The sequence below is a fragment of the Halobacillus sp. 12SKB genome, from assembly GCF_052941655.1.
On sequence record NZ_JBRFWR010000001.1, the window covers coordinates 589,223 to 604,803 of the forward strand.

At 39.1% G+C, this 15,581-nt stretch carries 17 protein-coding genes; all 17 read right to left on the bottom strand.

Features of this window, described 5'->3' with window-relative positions; translation table 11 throughout:
* Window positions 1–3 precede the first annotated feature (3 nt).
* The 17 genes from mobP2 to ACQ4XT_RS02905 all read right to left on the bottom strand — a co-directional run bounded on the left by mobP2 (window position 4) and on the right by ACQ4XT_RS02905 (window position 15,574).
* On the bottom strand, window positions 4–1,167 hold the full coding sequence (gene mobP2 / locus ACQ4XT_RS02825) for a MobP2 family relaxase (RefSeq protein ID WP_446852429.1): 1,164 nt from the start codon (window positions 1,165–1,167) through the stop codon (window positions 4–6).
* A complete protein-coding gene (locus ACQ4XT_RS02830; protein ID WP_253936599.1) occupies window positions 1,164–1,421 on the bottom strand; it encodes a hypothetical protein in 258 nt (85 codons plus the stop codon). The genes mobP2 and ACQ4XT_RS02830 overlap by 4 nt, the downstream gene beginning before the upstream one ends.
* 250 nt (window positions 1,422–1,671) lie before the next feature.
* The gene (locus ACQ4XT_RS02835; RefSeq protein ID WP_446852430.1) at window positions 1,672–2,535 is read right to left on the bottom strand and encodes a hypothetical protein; all 864 of its coding nucleotides are present in this window, start codon (window positions 2,533–2,535) and stop codon (window positions 1,672–1,674) included.
* The gene (locus ACQ4XT_RS02840; protein WP_446852431.1) at window positions 2,532–3,110 is read right to left on the bottom strand and encodes a hypothetical protein; all 579 of its coding nucleotides are present in this window, start codon (window positions 3,108–3,110) and stop codon (window positions 2,532–2,534) included. The genes ACQ4XT_RS02835 and ACQ4XT_RS02840 overlap by 4 nt, the downstream gene beginning before the upstream one ends.
* A 15-nt stretch (window positions 3,111–3,125) precedes the next feature.
* Complete coding sequence (locus tag ACQ4XT_RS02845) at window positions 3,126–4,223, bottom strand: lysozyme family protein (RefSeq protein ID WP_446852432.1); 1,098 nt, start codon at window positions 4,221–4,223, stop codon at window positions 3,126–3,128.
* A 2-nt stretch (window positions 4,224–4,225) separates the two neighbouring features.
* Window positions 4,226–6,148, bottom strand: a complete 1,923-nt coding sequence (locus ACQ4XT_RS02850) for a VirB4 family type IV secretion system protein (protein ID WP_446852433.1) — start codon at window positions 6,146–6,148, stop codon at window positions 4,226–4,228.
* A 3-nt stretch (window positions 6,149–6,151) separates the two neighbouring features.
* Window positions 6,152–6,811: a TraC-like domain-containing protein gene (locus ACQ4XT_RS02855; protein ID WP_446852434.1), complete on the bottom strand. Its 660-nt coding sequence runs from the start codon at window positions 6,809–6,811 to the stop codon at window positions 6,152–6,154.
* Window positions 6,812–7,015: a hypothetical protein gene (locus ACQ4XT_RS02860; RefSeq protein WP_128524629.1), complete on the bottom strand. Its 204-nt coding sequence runs from the start codon at window positions 7,013–7,015 to the stop codon at window positions 6,812–6,814.
* Window positions 7,002–7,325, bottom strand: coding sequence for a DUF5592 family protein (locus ACQ4XT_RS02865; protein ID WP_241655963.1), 324 nt, complete (start codon window positions 7,323–7,325; stop codon window positions 7,002–7,004). Before ACQ4XT_RS02865 ends, ACQ4XT_RS02860 begins: the two co-directional genes overlap by 14 nt.
* Window positions 7,326–7,351: 26 nt before the next feature.
* Window positions 7,352–9,253, bottom strand: a complete 1,902-nt coding sequence (locus ACQ4XT_RS02870) for a pLS20_p028 family conjugation system transmembrane protein (protein WP_446852435.1) — start codon at window positions 9,251–9,253, stop codon at window positions 7,352–7,354.
* 31 nt (window positions 9,254–9,284) lie between these two features.
* The gene (locus ACQ4XT_RS02875) at window positions 9,285–11,774 is read right to left on the bottom strand and encodes a VirD4-like conjugal transfer protein, CD1115 family (RefSeq protein ID WP_446852436.1); all 2,490 of its coding nucleotides are present in this window, start codon (window positions 11,772–11,774) and stop codon (window positions 9,285–9,287) included.
* A gap of 13 nt (window positions 11,775–11,787) precedes the next feature.
* Window positions 11,788–12,897 carry a hypothetical protein gene (locus tag ACQ4XT_RS02880; RefSeq protein WP_446852437.1) on the bottom strand — a complete coding sequence of 370 codons (1,110 nt, stop codon included), beginning with the start codon at window positions 12,895–12,897 and terminating at the stop codon, window positions 11,788–11,790.
* Between the two features lie 14 nt (window positions 12,898–12,911).
* Window positions 12,912–13,175: a hypothetical protein gene (locus tag ACQ4XT_RS02885; protein WP_035541924.1), complete on the bottom strand. Its 264-nt coding sequence runs from the start codon at window positions 13,173–13,175 to the stop codon at window positions 12,912–12,914.
* A gap of 15 nt (window positions 13,176–13,190) precedes the next feature.
* Complete coding sequence (locus tag ACQ4XT_RS02890) at window positions 13,191–13,385, bottom strand: hypothetical protein (protein ID WP_446852438.1); 195 nt, start codon at window positions 13,383–13,385, stop codon at window positions 13,191–13,193.
* Between the two features lie 68 nt (window positions 13,386–13,453).
* The gene (locus ACQ4XT_RS02895; RefSeq protein ID WP_446852439.1) at window positions 13,454–13,894 is read right to left on the bottom strand and encodes a hypothetical protein; all 441 of its coding nucleotides are present in this window, start codon (window positions 13,892–13,894) and stop codon (window positions 13,454–13,456) included.
* A gap of 410 nt (window positions 13,895–14,304) precedes the next feature.
* Window positions 14,305–14,538, bottom strand: coding sequence for a hypothetical protein (locus ACQ4XT_RS02900; RefSeq protein ID WP_035551829.1), 234 nt, complete (start codon window positions 14,536–14,538; stop codon window positions 14,305–14,307).
* 19 nt (window positions 14,539–14,557) lie between these two features.
* A complete protein-coding gene (locus ACQ4XT_RS02905; RefSeq protein WP_446852440.1) occupies window positions 14,558–15,574 on the bottom strand; it encodes a DnaD domain-containing protein in 1,017 nt (338 codons plus the stop codon).
* Window positions 15,575–15,581 lie beyond the last annotated feature (7 nt).

The following is a 15,581-nucleotide window of genomic DNA, read 5'->3' on the forward strand; positions in this document are numbered from 1 at the left end:
TCCCTACCCTTCTCTTTCGATTTTTCGTTCCAACTTCTGATGATCCAAGTCATTGATAAACTGATCATAGGTTTGCCTCATCGAACGTTGAATGCTTCTCAAGGAACGTTGCAATTGAATACCTGAAGTCATGGACTTATAAGGGTGCTTTGTATTGGATGTTTGTCTAGGATATTGCTGGTGATCATACCGTTTCATTTCTTGTAAGAACGCATTGCCCATCCGTTTATAGAGATCATCCAACTTATTTTGTTTGTAATGTTGATAGCGCTTCTTATCCTTCGGTCCATCCCCATAGGCTTGCTTCAATTCATTTACTTCCTTGTCCAATTTTTCATGCAGCTGCTTCATATCTTTGCCATGATACTTATCTAAATACTTTGTCGTTAATTCATCAATTTTTGGTCGAATAGGATTCAGAGTTTGATAGCCATAGTTCCACTGTCGCTTATCCTTAGGCAAGTAATTATACACATCGAGGAACAGAGGTTTTATTTCTCTATTGCTCCATTTCATGCTGCTATTTTCTTTCTTTGAATTAACCATGTGGTCACGAATCAACGAGTTAATTTGATTTCGTTCTTGCGTTCGATTTAACAAGCCATTCACGAATTCACTTTTCATCGCGTCTAGAGTTTTCGGCTTTCGCTTTCCACGTTCACGAGTCGGGTTTGGTTCGACGGTGGCCACATGAATATGAATGTTATCAGTGTTATAGTGTATGGCCGCCGACCAAACAGCACTCTCTTGTAATCCCTCTTTCTTCATCATCGACTGCATGGATTTCCGTGTCACTTGCTTCAATGCATCTTCATCTAAGGTGTGGGTCTTTGAATCATAAACTCCTTGGTTTTGAAGCCAATCATTATCAAATGTAATGACATCTTGCCACATGATACTGTTCTTCTTTTGAGCTTGTTCAAACAAAGATTTAATGCCCTGCTTTCCTTCCACCGATAAATGGTCCGACTGCTGAGTAAACAAAGCAGATGTTTTATCCGGATCGTCCATATAATGATTATATAAACTAAACATGGACCGATGAGCTTCCCCTTTTCCTTTAGCTTCTTCTCGGTCCACGTATTGCACATAATCTTGGAATCCTTTCTTATTCGCTGTCACAAATTTTGTTTTTAAAACCACTCCAGGCGTTACGGTTTCACTCATGCTTCTTCACCTGGTTCTTCAATTTGCAAGAGATCGTTCATTTCTCGAATGGCTGTATAACAATGAGCCATCGTTTGAATGTTGCGATCGACTAATTGTTGCAGTCTTTGTTCACGATTGTTCTCTTCTCGAAAGACAGCTAACTGTTGCAATTGAGCATGTAAAAACTCTTGCCGACTTAATCCTTTTTCTTCCGCAAGTTCGTCAATTCGTTGAACAGTTTTCGGATCCATGTAACGAATTCTTACTTCCATTACAATCACTCCTTTTGATGAAGTTCCTAAAACTAATAAATAAAGAGAAGAGCATAAGGGGTTTTTGTTCCCACTTGGCGTGTGAATCCCGGCAGAGCCGGGCAAAACGAGGGAACAAGAAAATCTCCAGTTGTGCGGTCGCTGTGCGGCTAAAACAGGAACGTTCATTCGTGTATTCACCTTGGTGTGTGGTCCCTGCACAGGAGAGGTGCGGTCCCTGTGTTGACCTTTATAACAACCTTCGCCCTTTTTAGTTCGAAATCATTTCTCTTTTTTCTTCTAACATCTCAACCTTTTCAACGATGGTTTGGATGGTTAGTTCATGTTCAGCTGCCTCTTGATTGATCTGATCTTTTTCATTTTCTAGGTGATTAATTCTAGCCTCTGTATTCTTTTTCTCTTCCTCCGTTTCGTAAAGAAGCTCTGATTCTAATTCAACGATTTTTTGATCAACTTCTTTGATTCGTTCATCGATGGTTTGAATACTTGCCCTCTTCTCTTTTATTGTTTCTTTAGCCTCTTCGATCTCTTCAGATACAGCAGCCACTTCATATTTCTGCTCAGTTAAGATGGTTAATTGTTTGTCCATCTCCACTCTTCGTTGATCTGTATAAATCCTTGCCAGCTCTTTCTTTTCATCACCCCCTTTCACGGAATTTTTAGTACTCTCATGCGTTAAAAGCGTATTGGCATTTTCCTTACTTACATCTAAGGCCATGACGTCAAAGGAAGGACTTACCTGTTGGATGCTAATGACATATCTGCTTTCATCGTTATACTCAACATGCGTTGGTAAATCGCGTTTCGGATGCTCTTTTTCCTGAGCCGTGAAGCTTAACTTTTCATCTAATAAAGTGGTTGATTTATTAAGGTTTAAGGTGACAACCATCAACTTTTTCGTTGGATTATAAACCCAGTCTTTTATGGTCAGTTCGCCTGATCCTTGTAAGTTCAGAGGTTCATTGACAGGCGTTTGTTGAACTTTACTCTGCTCTTCATCACCAAATATAAAACCAGAAAACAAGAAAAAAAGAAGCGCCATAGCCATGACGCTTAATCCAATAAGATATTTTTTTGAGGTTCCTTCCGTGATGTATTTCGTTTGTTTCTTCATGAATAGTCCTCCTCATCTACGTCTTGAAAATCTGTTATCTTCCACTGTCCTTTTACCCTATGAACTTTTATATTGAAAAACACGGGAGACACCTGTTGTTGATCGCTCTGTAAAGAATAGAGCGTGTGTTTAAACTTAACTAATGCACTTGCTTGATTGTTTGTGAGATTACCTGTTTTGATGAATATTTCTACTTCATCCACCTCCGTTTTCCTGTCTCCTTTATAGGTATCTGTAGGAAAGAAAGTTGCAGCTAAATCTTTACTCATCACCTTGTGTGCTTCTTTTTTCCTTTCTTGGTAGGTCTCTTTATCCTGTTTAAAAGCAACCTCTATAAACGTGGAAACCTGCTTCACTAAAGCGTCATATCTCGCTTGAATGTCAGCAGGTTCCTGTTGTTGTAACGTCTCTTTTAATTCAGTTTTTTCTTCCATAATCTTTTCGTTTTTCACTTCCAACTCGTGCAAGTCTTTCTGCAGATCTTCATTCGATGCCGTGCGTGTAGCATATACATTAACCGATGTGAGTACGATTAATAGAGCGACAAACATCCCAAAAAGAATGCGTCTATTCATCCATGTTCTCCTTTCTTAAAGACCAAGATAAGGGGCAGGATCTACGTCAGAACGGTATTGGCTTTTGGTCCTAACTTCGAAATGTAAATGGGGACCTGTAGAGTTTCCTGTCGAACCACACTTGCCTACTTTTGTTCCTTTTTGAATCATCTCCCCGTTTTGTACACTTATCGTATACAAATGAGCATAGTGGCTATAAAGTCCCTCTTCATGTTTTACAATAACGTTATTTCCATATCCAGAGTTCTTTCTTACCACCTCAACCACTTGACCGTTATCTACGCTTTGTATAGACGTTACAGCGTTCGTACAAGCAAAATCGATACCTCTATGCATGTCCGGTGTTCCATCAAAGGGATCTGAGCGCATGCCGTAATCAGATGTTTGTGTAAATGCTCCTTCAATAGGCATCACCCAATATCCCGTTGGTTGTAAATCTGCTTCAATAACTCCGCCTTTAAGGTAACTTAAAACGGCCTCAACATAGCCAATATCCCCATAACAAGCTCCTGTTTCTGCCGACTCAGGTCGAATGCAGGAATACATGCCTGTATGCTTCAATTCCTGGTACTTCATTCTTGAAAATTCGATCGCAAACTCTTTGCTGTATTCTCCATTGTTGTGTTCGTTTGCGTAATCAATGAACCCTCCACCGAAGTTATAAGCTTGGAGGGTTAGCTTAATATCTCCCCCTGCTTTCTCCAGCATTTCAGAGAAGTATCGGATCCCGACATTAATGCTTCTTTCAGGATCCTCTATCGTGTTTGGAGGTAGACCGAGAGACTCACTTGCTTGCATCACATCATCAAGACGTCCACCAGATTCCTGCATCGTTTTGGCCAAGAGAAGCTCCACATACTTGGACACCCCATACTTTTCAGCATATTCTTCAAACAGAGGACGGTACTCTTCTAGTGCATCTGAAACTTGTGCTGTTCCATTTACCACATCTACGGACCTCACATCCTCACTGGAAGACTTTTGATAACCGATCAACCCTGTAATGACGGAAGCATACAAAAGCATTTGTAGAAGGAAAAGAGCTACCAGAATACCAATCAACCAAAGCCATACTTTCCGAGGGACTAACCCCAGGAGAAGGGACCAAGGCATCCTTATGCACCTCCTCCAAACAAGGCTAATTCTTCGTCCGATACCTCCACCTTGAAACGAATGTTTTCAACCGCACGGATGCTTAACATCGTCTCCCCTGTCTGTAGGTAAGGGATATCTTTTAATTCACTTTGGCTTAATTGCCCCATGAATATTTGCTGCATCATCTCTAAGTTGTTACTATCCTGCTGCATAATAATCTTGTATTGTGTCAGTTCAAAAAGCTTCTTAATTTCCTCTACCATACTTTGATCCGAACCCTCAGGAACAAAATCACGAATGGTGTGACTGGCATAGAGGAGAGCACCAAAATACTTCCTGGCCTCTCGGCTAAAATTTGTAAGAAAATCTAGAGCACTCTCACTTTTCTTCTTTGTATTAATGATGTGGTGAGCTTCATCCATCAAGATGAGATAGCGTACAGCGTCTTCAAAAGCTAATTCTCCTCGATTATAAGCATCAAACTGAGGAGATCCGTTTGTTAGCATAGAGTCCCATAAGAGGTTGAGTACATTAAACAATTGCGCTTGGAATACCTCTGCCCTCATTTGCGATAGACCCCTCAGGGTAAAAGTAACGACCTGTTGTTCATCAAAGTGTTCGATGGTTGATACTCCATTGAAGAGATGCGCGTAAGTCTCTACAAGGTTACGAATGTTTAATTCGATGCTTTCCAGGCGACGTTTCCTTTCCTGACTCAGTTTCTCCTTTTGCTTTCCTTCCTTGATATTTTCATAGAGTTGTTCTTCGATAAAGGTAAGAAAATCGGTGAAGATAGGGTACTCATGGACAGATAGTTCGGTTATATTTGATTTTGAATCATCCTTCCATAAGCCAAGCTTTTCATAAAGCTTTCTTAATAGATTCTCATATTCTTTCAATTCACTATCATTCGCTTCAGGTGCTAAGAATTTATAGAATGTTGTCAGCTTGGATAAATGCTGAGTAAAGGACGTATATTCGTCCTCTGCCGTTCGATATACCTGCAAAGGGTTTATGACCCCATCTGAACCATCGAGTGCAATCTGCTTACCGCCTAAAGCTTCCGTTAACTCCACAAATTCTCCTGTGACATCAAAGGTCCGGACCTTATATCCTTTAATGGCATTATCCAGCATAATTTTCTTAAGCGTAGTAGATTTCCCTGCTCCCATCGCTCCGACCATGACTCCGTTATAACTTTTACGTTGCTGATCTCTATGAAAAAGATCAAAGACGACGTTTCCTCCGGTAAGTGTCGTGCCATAGAATGTACCGTAAGGATCGTTTAAGCTAGTAAAATGAAAAGGAAAGCCACCTGCTAACCCTAGTGCGGGTATCGGATGACCTTCCCTCTTGTTTCGATAAGTGGATTGTTCTGTATAATTCGTGAGTAGTGATTTCCATTCATATTCCTGTTCGCTTAAGAAGATGGATCCTCGAAAATTCTCGTCCTCTAACGTCGATAAGACGACTTTCACTTTGTCTTCCAGCTCTTCTCTTGTTGGTGCACTTACATAATGCCTAAGGTGAACACGTTTAACGATCTCTCCTTCTTCAGACACCTGATTGTACAGCTGCCGTAAATCATCGTAGTTATTTTGCGCTTCTATAATACCTGCATTATCTTTTTCATTAATCATTCTGGAACTCTGTTCAGCCATTCCTTTGTTTAAACCATCTCGGACTTTGTAACGATCGTCAGAGACAATATCCATCGTAGTAATGACATTCTCCATATTGAAAATAGGCTCTAACCAAAAGTCTGAAACATTTTTAGGGAAGGAATAGACATGGACACAAACTTCATAACCGTCACCTTTTCGAGTAAAGGTTTCGTGAAATTTAATTCCTCCTTGCGGTTGGATATGGGCCAGTAAAAAAGGGTTATATCCTTTTTCTTGTGTTTCTTCGGCATCACTTTTCTTTTTTAGAAATGAGAACATTCCTTAACCCCTCTTCTCTAATTTAAAATTTTGATTGTATAGCTTATAGAGCAAATCAAGCTTCTTTTCATCGGTTAACTCAATGACCGGAGCGACTCGCCCAAGATAACGCCGACAATTGTTTCTATACTCAGCAAGCTGTTTAAGGCTAGTCGCGTAAATATATAAATAAAATTCTCTATTCGTCCGGTAGGTCTCTAAAAAATGCAGCTCCTCTCTTTTTCTAATTAAAAAGCGTTCATATAGAGGCGCTTTGTTTTGAGCAATCTTGTAATTAATCGCATCCAGTTGTTTTTTCATATTAACCGGAAAATTCATAGACACGATCTTGATATCCGGCGCATACGATTGAAAGAACTTGGCCATCTTCATGATGTCGTATTCGGTTTCCTGGGTAGATGGAGAATATATATCCTTACTCTGAAGTTGCATCACGTCCATATAGCCCCCATCTCCTTTTAATTGAAAGGATCCTTCCTCAGTCATGTCCTGAATGGGAAGAATCTCAGCTATGGATGGTATTGCCACCTCTCTCTTTTCCTTTTTAGCTTTTGACCTTTGCTGCTTCTTGTTTTTCTCAGTAGTTTTTCGTTCATCAAAAAGAGCCATTTTTTCGGAACTGTCTTCTTTAAAGAAAGGTTGGTCTTTCTTACTCTTCTTCATTTAAAGTCCTCCCTCATTTTTCTTTCCTGCTACTTCATGAATCAGGTCAAAAATTACGCCGACCGTTTCATGCTCCCATCCAGACAACCACCGAATCTTCCGTGCTTCTATTTTTGTTAAGTCTCGTCCAAGCTGTTCCTCAAGAAGTGCCTTAAACCTTTGAAACGTATATCCTTCATCATTTAACTCTTCATATTTGATCACTATTCCTACCATCCTCCCTTTCTTTTTTATCGATGGCACAATAAGCAATTCGGTCCCTTGTGACAGCTAAGAACAACGCTTTTGCCATACGCAGCTTTGGATTCGTTTTGGGTCGGATTAACCAACCAACCATCAATAAGATCCAAAAGATTGCATACCACCAGACGAATGAAGAATGAACGACATACCGAAATGTAAAGCCTATGCCGCCGAGGATGAGGACCACAAGTAAGTCTGTAAGGTAAAATAGACGATTGATCTTCAACTCACTTCCAATTTCGGATGGAATCTTATATTGCAATAAAAACACTCCTTCATAACAAAATGCGGACCAAGTTAAGACTCAGGCCCGCGTTTCTTAATTTTATTTATCCAGTTCTCCGTAGTGTTTCGAGATAAGTTATACGTCCGTTTTGCACTTTGAACCTTAGGATTATTAGTAAATCGCTCACCCAACCGATCTTTCATATATCCTCCTACAGTTCGCTGCTCTGTTCTATATTGATTAGGCATAGGAATATCATCTGTACTTTTTGGAGCTTTTACGTCTGGTGTTTCTAATTTGGCGCTTGCAGCTATTTGGTTTGTCTCTTCCTTAGGTTCATTATCGTTTGCATCTAAACGTGCGCTTCCTGTTTCACTACTACCTATATCTTTCTCTTGTTTTTTATCTTTCTTAGGTTGAGTATATATAGGTTGCTCATTGCTTTGGTTCGATGACGATACGTCCAATCCTCCTGGGGAATCTTCTTTTGTAGTGTTCATAGAGGACTCTTTCTGAGAAGAAGGATGGGACTGACCCTGAGTTTCATAGCTGGATGAACGATTTCCTGCCTCCGGACTTCTAACTTCTTTTCCTCCCAACGAACCTTTTTGCCCTTCCTGATTGAATCTCATTGGACTTGGCTCTTGTTTTTTTCTATTTCCTTGACTTCTATTTCCTTCAGTTGATGATGAATCACTTTTTCCATTTGTCTTAGATTTCCTCTCATCTTTGCGTCCATAGATACCAGCGACCGCACCAGCTGTCCCGGCACCTGTATTCATCAAGGCTGATACACCACCACTTGTAATAGCTCCTGCTGCTTTCTTCACGGGAGGTCCGAGTGTTTTAGAAGCTAGGTAACCACCCATCGCCACATGCCAGGCATTTTTCAATCCAGCATCAATTCCAAAGAGTTTTTGCACGATATTAGGACCATCAATGACAGCCAAACTTCCTGCAATTAAAGCAATCAGATACCCTAGTCCTTCAAGATTATTATTTATAAAAGTTGTGTAATACATATACACACGAAGACTTAAGAAAATCATGATAAGCGAAGCAAAAATGCTTCCAATATTCTTAATGATCGCTTTCAATCGCTGGCCCGTCGAAATATCCGCATAGGCCATGATTAAGGCCACGATATGATTAAAGCCAAGCTCAAAACAGAGCTTGGCTACTTTAATCGATATTAATATCATGGTAAAAGCCATAACGGAAAGAGTTACGATGGCAGTAAACCAATCCACATGCCACCTGTAATAATTTTCTGGAAGGAAATCAAACAGACCACTTTTTCCTAACTCAACAAGCCCTTCTTCGCCATTTGATTCCAACCCTACTTTGTTCATTACAAGCTTTTGTCCTTTATTTGATAGGCTATCGCCATTAGATTTTTCAAAACTATCGTCAATCGTTTCATTGATGGATATTTTATCAATTGAGTCTGGGCTTATATGATGTTGTTCTTCTACATCTGGATCTGTCCAGTCTGTTTCTTCATAAATGACTATGTCTGTAATATGGTCTCCTATTATTCGATCGGAGGTGGTAAAAGAATCTGTTTGTACTTTCGCTACGTCCATCGCATCTCCAGTAAAGTCATTCACTTTCCCCATTCCAAAAGACAACAGAGTAATCGTCATGATCGATATAAATAGGTTCATTGGAATGTCAGATCGATTCTTTTCTTTATTAAATATTAATCGAAAGCCGATCATTCCCAATGAGATGGCCAACATAATGTAGAGAGCAGGCTGGATGGTTTCGAGAAAGTTAGTCACGGGATCGCTCGAAAAGAAATCCGTTAAGGTTAAGACTTGATTAACCATTCCTTCCAGACCATCAACAATCATTTTCAAGAATAATATCGTTCCCCACCCTACGATCCTTAACCCAGATGTAAAGATATTATTCGTTGATAAGACTTCGGAAAACCTTAACAATATCTCTAACAGTTCTTCATCGGACACTCCATCACCACCTTTATTATTTTTCCCTTTTTCATCCCTGCTCTACTGGTGTTTCCTGTTCTTCAATTAACTTATCTATTTGTTTGCGAATGTGACTATACACTTGTCGGTTAATTTCTTGGTGATCGCCTAAAAGCTTTAAGTTATAAAGAAAAGCTTCCATAGGTTCATCATTCATTTCCTCCTCACTGTGTTCTAAATGAGGAGCAATTTGTTGGTGGATCAGAGAGAATGTGCTTTTATCAAAGAACTCACCGACTTTTTCCTTCCTCCACCATTCCATAGGTTGTTCTGAATCACTGAATGGTCCATTTTGTGAGTGATTTTCCATGTCCTCTACCGCCTCGTCTGTCTGTGCTTTATTAGAATAGCCAGTTTGAAAATCAATAACTAAGTCTGCTGGATGAACATGGCGGTGTGGGGTAGAAATCTCTTCTTCCGTAATTGATCTACCTGGACGGAATTCTGAACTAAGATACGTGTGAGCATATTTCATACTGTATTTTCCTGTATTATAAATAGGAAAGGCACGAATCTTTCTTCCTTTCTTATCACGACGTAATAGCACACGTCGCACTACCGTATCTCCTTCCTCCAATTCCTGCAGTTCATTGGCCGTTAGAAGGTCTCTTCCTTCCGTACTTTCCGTTTTCGACTTATCCAGGGAAAAGGTAGATCCAGACCGTGTTTGAGTATTTAACGTTTGCTTTCCTAACTTGGAAGAAAAATAGGAAGCAGAATCATAGTCAGCACTCAATATATAAATTTCATTTCCACAGTTACCACGAATGGTGGCTTGCCCATCTTCTCCATACAGATCTTTTAATTGAGCATAGGATTGAACAACTAAGTGAAAGCGAATGTTTCTTCCCAAACATACCGTGATTTTATTATCCATATCTGCTATTGCAGGCATATTTCCGAACTCATCTAACATAAAGACCACTTCTCGTAAGCATTTTTGTCCTTTGGCAATGGCTGCATTTTTTGATAACACATAATACAATTGGCTAACGAAAATAGACGGTATAGCATGAGTAGACGTATCATAATCGGGTGTAACCATAAACACAGCAAGAGGCTTATTGGAGTTAATAATTTCTTTTACTTCCATAGTGCTACTAGCAGAAATATAAGAAAAGGAAACCTTGCCCGTTTCCTTCTCTACTTTGTCAATCCGAATCGTCGAGCTATCCTTTTGAACTTCTTTAACTTTTGAAGATCCAGGAGCCAAGTCTTGAGAAATAACTAAATGATCTCCGACCTCTAATGAGGTTTTAAAGTTAATGGTCCATGTCCCACTCTCTCCTGATTGATTGATTTCAGTGGTTCCATCCGGAAATGAAATCATTACTTTGGAAAAAGGGCGACCTCGCCCCTTAATACTTTGACCGAAGCCCACTCTTTTTAAATCTAAAGAGTTTTTTGCTGTCATTTTAGCTGTTTCACTCATTGTGAATTTCGTCAATCCATTCATCGCTGTCGTAAAAATGCTTGATCGAGTATTCCCTTTGGAAAAATTACTCGTTGCATATTGACCTTTCGCCACATGGGATTGGGGTAGTTCTTGGAAGAATTGATCCAATGCATTGTATTCTTGGCCATCTTCATCCATTTCATTTCTAGTCCCTAACTCTGAGAGCATGTTGGCGACTGTGTACATCGTAATTTTCTCTTCCATCCCTTCGGTTATGCTTTTCTCTGTAACCGCAAGGATCATAGCATTCACAAGTGATTTAGCTGAATCATCCCACATAGGTTCTTTAGCATTCGGATTGTGGTAAAGCATATGAGTAATGGTTTCGCAAAGAGTTTGAGCTGTAGAATAATCCCCATCCTTATAAGATTGTTTTACCAACTCTAGCAAATTGAAGCTCATGCTTTGCATGGGATTCATTAAGTTTAAGACCTCAACCTCATAACCTCTTCTCTCCAGCGTCTCCCGGCTAGAAGCAAATAACTCGCCTTTAGGGTCATTGATGACTAAAGAGGGCTGATATTCAGCACGAGAGTAGGCATCTATGGTTGGAATAACATAGGTTTGGCCCTTACCACTCCTTGTCGTACCAATAATTAGATTATTGACAGGTGACGGATCAATAAAAGCTTTGTCCCCTTTTCTAGATAACACAGGGCCTCCTTTACCTTTATATGGTTGTTTTCGATCAGGAATGGCCCTGTACTGTTGTTGAATTTCTTTTCTCGTTGCAAATCTCTGGGAACCTTTTTCGTCCGTGCCTACGGGTTTAAAGTTACTTCTAAGTTTGTAAATCATGTTGGCTATACCGAATAAGCCGATTAAGGCCGCTATTCCATAGTAGAGAGGTTGTTCTTGCATATGAAAATCTGTCAAAAATGAAGCTTTAATTTCTATTGGTTTACTGAATTCTGGGAAAGTCTTTAAGGTTGACCACATGGCATATCCCAAATTCCATACGAAAGTACTGACCAGCATCGTGGATATAAAAAAACAGATGCTTAGGAGAATAAGCACCTGTTTTTTAGCAATGACTGATTTCAAATGAATCACCCTCTTATATATTGTTCTTTTGGCCCTCCAGCTCATCTTGTTGTTCCTTAAGCGAATCGATTTTAGATTGATTTTGATCTTCCGACTTTTTCTCTGTTTCTATTTGGCTGTTTATTTTCGTCAACTGTTCCACAATTTCTTGATACTCATTAATCTTTTTATTCAGTTCATCATTTTTCGCTTCACTGGCCATCTTTTTTGCATCTTCCAATTGACCTAGCCTCAAATAAGCGATCCCCTTTTGTTTATACAGTTCAGGAGACATCGCCATATCTTGAATATCCACCGCCTGTTTGTATTCCCCATTATGAAAGGCTATTTTAAATTCACCCAAAGGACTTGGATAAGCTTCTTGAAAGGAAATCAATTCTTCCAGACCATGAACTTTCCTGACTTGCTCAGCCAGTGAAGAAGAGTTTTTCTTGCCCACATATTGCAAAGCTTGATCATACTTTTTAAGTTCCACCAGAAAATGAAGCAATGTTTTGCGCTCCGATTCCGTTAAGGTTTCCATTCCTTGTAACTGATCAACAGCTTTTTTCTGCTGACCTGTCCAATAACCTTCATAAGCCGTTTTTACATTCTCCGTTTTTTCCAGCTCTTGTGTTGTGGCTCTTAGATCTTTGCCTTGATTGCTTAGAAGTATAAAAAGAGTGATGGATGTAACTATGGCTACCACTAATGTGGTACTGATCATACTCACAAAAAATTTGCCACGCTTACCAAGTTGCTTCCAACTCGATTTTTGTCCTTCCTTTTCTTTCAATACTCCTGTCATATCAATTTGATAAGATGCTGGTGTATTAGAAGTTAATTGTTGAAGAAAGACATCCCTTTTTGTTTCTTCATTTTTATTTTGCATGGGTAACTCTAAAAGCCTTTGACAAACATGGTCATAAATATTTGATGTTCCTTCTGCTCCCATTTCATATGAGCCGTTGTACAGCTTGTCTCCTTCTTCATTAAATATCATGAAATCTAGCAGAATTGGCTTGGCATTTTTCTTCTTTAATTTAGCATCCAATTTTGCTGTTAGAACGACAATTTCCTGGAAGGAATAAGGGTGAAAGCTCGAAATTTCACCATCCATTTTTGATGTGAATAATACCCTCATGAACCTACACTCCTTTAAAAGATCACCTGACTGTCAATGTATTCAGCGATAGCTGTAGCTCCCATTAGAACGACAAGTCCAACGGCACCACCAATGAACCACACGATAGAGCTTTGGCGACCTCTAACTCCACCCCATATAAGATGGTAGGCACCTATACCAAAAGCAATGGCAGCCGAGATAATACCCAAAAGCTGCATGGCGGTTAAAATTGATGCCCCAGTAGATTGTAAATTACTAATGGCAGCAAGCATGGAATGATCTGCAAAGTACTTCATTAATATCTCCCCTTATTAAATATTTTTGTTGTTGTTTTCTTCATCCACCCCTTTGTAATGGAGCAATGACTTCATAACGACATCTTGGTTTTGTTGAATGTAGTCTTGGTGCTTTTCATGAAGCCACTCATTGTAAGAAATGTCTTGGATGGTTAGCAGTGTTTGAACTAAGTCTTTTGATTGCTTAAGTTCACGATTAGTAACGCCCATTCACCTTCACCCCCTTTCAAGGTTTTTATCCATAAAAAAAAGAAGCGATCTATTAAGGATCACTTCCATTAGGATGATGTTTCGTTGATGAATTTTTGTATGGCTTTATCCCTATCTTCAAGGGTTTTGTATTTCTGTGTTTTTAAGGAGATACGATCCTGTAATTTTCCATCCTGATAATAACTTAGAGATTGGAACAGTTCACTACCTTCCAAACCTATATCATTCAGATCCATATCCCCATCAAGAATCTTATGATTCTGAGCATTAATTTCTTTCACATTAATTTCTTCAATATTTTCTTCCACTACCTTGATATATTCATCTCTTTTTTCTTCCTCAGACGCATCAGTTACTAAAATATAAACATTGTCACTGTCTTGCAGAGTTTCTTTCATGTCACCTGGTGATAATGACTCGACTTGACCTGTGGCTCCTTGAGATCCGCAACCAACTAGGATTAAAACTATAACAAATCCAGCCAAACCACCGACCCAACGCTTTGCCATCAGATCAATCTCCTCTCAAGTGATTTGTATAACGATTCTAACACCTACTAAAATATAAATCCACATTATGGAAGATAGATCTTTATTATTGATGATTGTTTATGGCGAGATACAATCAACCCTATGTAGAATGATTATTTTTCTACAATGCACATCGTTTCTAGCCTATACGAAGAACTTTATGTATCTAGGATAAACTACATAAAGCTTCATCAGTTTATACCTCACTTTATATAAGTAATCCATAATAGATACAACGCTTATCCGGTCACAAGATGCGTTTCACGTAACACGCACCAAACGGTCATCGACTGTTAGGAAAGTTTTATGACCTTTCAATTTCCTAACATAGATATATAGTTTTCAATGTTCAATGTGTGCTATTTAAGCACGTGTTAAAATCGTTATATTTACTTGACAGGTTTCAGCTCACTCATAGGATTTTTGCGTTTAGCAATGGTTCTGAATTGATCATCTTTTACGGTTCGAATTCGATAATAGATACTGGCCAGCTTTTCAGTAGTACCATGACGATCAACCGCCCAAATACCACGCACATCATATCTTTTTCCTTCAAAGGTTTTTACATTGTCAGCTTGTGAAGCAATGTCATAATAAGCAAAGTGCTTTTTATTTGATTTCACCTTATCTTACCTCCCAAGTTTATGGTTCTCCCGCCACACTAAGCTTCAATTGTTCTAATAAAATGTCTATAGCTGAGCGTTTACCATCCCTGATAGAAGCTATATTTTCTTCGGAAAGATTATATCGATCATCAATGGATTCAAGAATATTCTCTCTCGATCTTTTTAGCTTAATCGCTAACTCAATGGTTCGAGCTGTATCTTCGATGCTAGGTTTTTTATTTATATGATGCTTTTCTTGTTCTTCACGGTTTTTAAACCATTCCGGTAATACCTCCTGACTTTGTGATTGTTTGGAATACGTATTAGCTTGCTTATTCTTATATTCAACTTCTTCAGCATCCGCCTGTTCTACTGTTCGTATCCCTTTATTTATCCAGGATTGAAGGATGCTCTTGACGTAGCCCCATGTCAGTTTATTTCGGTCCAAGGAACGCTTCATAGCCTCCACAATTAATGGATCCCCAAGGTCTTCAACCCATTTCACTATTTCTTCTGAGATTTGAGGACGTATAATCCCAAAGTTGTTTTGGTAAAATTGAATGCTGTCACAATCCAATCGTTCAGAAGTTGTTGTAGTAATGAATTCTTTTACATTCTTAACTTCTTTAAGTTCTCTGCCATTCTTGTATGTGTCTTTCTGCTGTCTCTCTGATGACGAGGAGTTGTCGTCTTGCTGTTTTTCTGCTGTTGTTTTGTTGTCGTATTCTTCATCGTTAGATTGATAAATCCCCCAGTTTTCAACGGTTATTACACTATATTTGTTGGTGGTATTTATACCAATGACACTGTCTTCCTGAAGTATTTTTATATAGTCACGAACGGTGGATTCATTCATACTTAATTCAGAAGCAGCTTTTTTACGGCCAAATATAAATTGTCCAGGTTTAAGAGTAACCTTTTGCCTCCCTATTCTCGATTCTGTACTTTTATGGCTTGCCTTCGTCAGACAATAAATGAACACTTTTAACAACTTCTCATTTTCGAAAATTTCACTATGAAGAATTTTACGATGCAGCTTTAACCACCCCTGCACAACCTCA